Origin of the sequence: Mycobacterium kyorinense (assembly GCF_002101735.1) — a bacterium.
Taxonomy (GTDB): Bacteria; Actinomycetota; Actinomycetes; order Mycobacteriales; family Mycobacteriaceae; genus Mycobacterium; species Mycobacterium kyorinense.
Genome location: NZ_LQPE01000060.1, coordinates 1 through 1,910, shown reverse-complemented (window position 1 = coordinate 1,910; position 1,910 = coordinate 1). Strand labels below are relative to the sequence as shown.

At 63.6% G+C, this 1,910-nt stretch carries 2 protein-coding genes and 1 pseudogene; 2 read left to right on the top strand and 1 reads right to left on the bottom strand.

The annotated features are described in order from the left end of the window. Positions 1-65: 65 nt before the first annotated feature. The gene (locus tag AWC14_RS08925; protein ID WP_428838959.1) at positions 66-383 is read right to left on the bottom strand and encodes a helix-turn-helix domain-containing protein; all 318 of its coding nucleotides are present in this window, start codon (positions 381-383) and stop codon (positions 66-68) included. Positions 384-708: 325 nt separating this feature from the next. On the opposite strand from AWC14_RS08925, the gene AWC14_RS29945 reads away from it, so the two are divergent. Together AWC14_RS29945 and AWC14_RS08920 are read left to right on the top strand one after the other, a co-directional pair. Next, positions 709-831, top strand: coding sequence for a hypothetical protein (locus tag AWC14_RS29945; RefSeq protein WP_283016182.1), 123 nt, complete (start codon positions 709-711; stop codon positions 829-831). Positions 832-1,329: 498 nt separating this feature from the next. Beyond that, a pseudogene (locus AWC14_RS08920) lies at positions 1,330-1,833 on the top strand (IS110 family transposase); the annotation flags it as partial. Positions 1,834-1,910: the final 77 nt, after the last annotated feature.

The window sequence follows — 1,910 nt, the reverse complement described above, 5'->3', positions numbered from 1 at the left end:
CGACCAGTATGACCCGACAGGCGCAGCGTTCGAATCACCGTCGAACCGCCGGCCACGATTACGGGTCATCTCTTAGCAAGTAATAGGCGCTCACCTTCCTCGGCAGCCTGCGCGCGAGCCCGCAGATCGGCGTTCTCCTCGCGCAAAACAGCGAGCTCGCTCTGCTCAGAACCACTGCGCAGCCGTGGCGACGTCGACGGCGCAAAGCCGGGAAGCTGGTCGCTATAGACAAACCAGCGCCGCCGCTGCCTACCCGGCACCACGGCGCCCTCGAGCTCACCCGACTCGATCATGCGCCGCACCGTGCGCACGTCCCGACCTAAAAGACGCGCCGCCACAGGCACTGCCGTGACCGGTCGGCCACGCTGCGGACGGCCCACCATCACCATCAGCGCAGTCCCCTTCAGCGGTCGTTATCTCGAGCTCAAGTTTACGTCCGCCAGCTGTGCTGCGATACAGTCACTGAAATGCAAAAATGACTGTAGTAAATACGTACGGTGCCCCGACACATCAACCGCGCCTGTGACGTCGAAGCTCGCTGGCGCGCTACCATGTTCTAAATCGCATCTAGTAAGGACATAAACGCAGCACAAACGCAGGAGGCCCGGTCCCGTGACAACTGCACGAAGTGCCACGGGTTCGGCACCACAACGCAAAAGCCGGCGAGGTTCCGAAACCCGGCGGCTGTCCGCCCAATTCACCATGCGCATGACCGAGCAGGCCCGCGCCAAACTTGACCAGGCCGCCCGCGAACAAGGATTCAAAGATGCCAAGGCATTGGTCATGCACAGATTGCGCGACGATCTCGCAGGTCTCGAGCTCGTGTCCTAAACAGGTGCCACGCTCTACGCGCAATTACAGCGGTGCGACGGAGCCTTCAGACGAGGCGGTGGCGGACAGCTGGCGCGACGTTGCGAACCCCACGCAGTAGCCGGCACTGCGGTGGCTGTTGTGGCGGGCCAGGGGAGAGGCAGCCGCCAGCCTTTTCTCCACCCCGACCACCTTCGAGGGGTGCGTTTCCCGCGCCGCCGAGACGGGCCACCACGTGGCGCGACGCCGATTTGGACCGAAGGCCAAAGCGCGCGGTGCGGTGCTAGGTTGCGGTCAGTGTCAGGGTGAGGTGCCGCATGTTGCGGTGGTTGGATCCTGATCACCTGGTGTCTGGCTCGTAGGCTGGGTGCCGCCTTCGGGTTGGCGTGCATGCGTTTTGTCGGCATCAGGTGTGAAGGACCGGCCGGCGTGACTTGATAGGAGCGTGGCAACCGCCCCCACTGAGGTTTGTCCGCCGACCGGCCCAACCCTCACCTCACAGTGAAGGAGGCAACCACCATGGTTGTTGTTGGAGCCGATGTACACAAGCGCACCCATACATTCGTTGCGGTCGACGAAGTGGGTCGCAAGGTGGGCGAGAAGGTCGTCGCGGCGACCACTGCCGGTCATGCCGAGGCGGTGATGTGGGCGCGGGAGCGCTTTGGTGCCGAGGTGGTGTGGGCGATCGAGGATTGCCGGCATCTGTCGGCGCGGTTAGAGCGCGACCTGATGGGCTTTGGTCAGTCGGTGGTGCGGGTACCGCCGAAATTGATGGCTCAGACCCGGGCCAGCGCGCGCACACGGGGCAAGTCTGACCCGATCGACGCGTTAGCAGTCGCGCGGGGGTTTTTGCGCGAACCAGATCTGCCGGTCGCCACGCATGACGCGGTGTCGCGCGAGTTGAAGTTGTTGGTGGATCGCCGCGAAGTCCTTGTCGCACAACGGACTGCAACGATCAACCGGCTGTTGTGGCGGGTGCACGAACTCGATCCCGACCATGCGCCGAAGGCCCGCTCATTGGATCTAAGAGATGACCCGTAATCGTGGCCGGCGGTTCGACGGTGATTCGAACGCTGCGCCTGTCGGGTCATACTGGTCGC

What these genes read in the sequence shown, in the direction of transcription:
- AWC14_RS08925 (WP_428838959.1), bottom strand. Translation starts at nt 383, where the DNA reads ATGGTGGGCCGTCCGCAGCGTGGCCGACCGGTCACGGCAGTGCCTGTG.
- AWC14_RS29945 (WP_283016182.1), top strand. Translation starts at nt 709, where the DNA reads ATGACCGAGCAGGCCCGCGCCAAACTTGACCAGGCCGCCCGCGAACAA.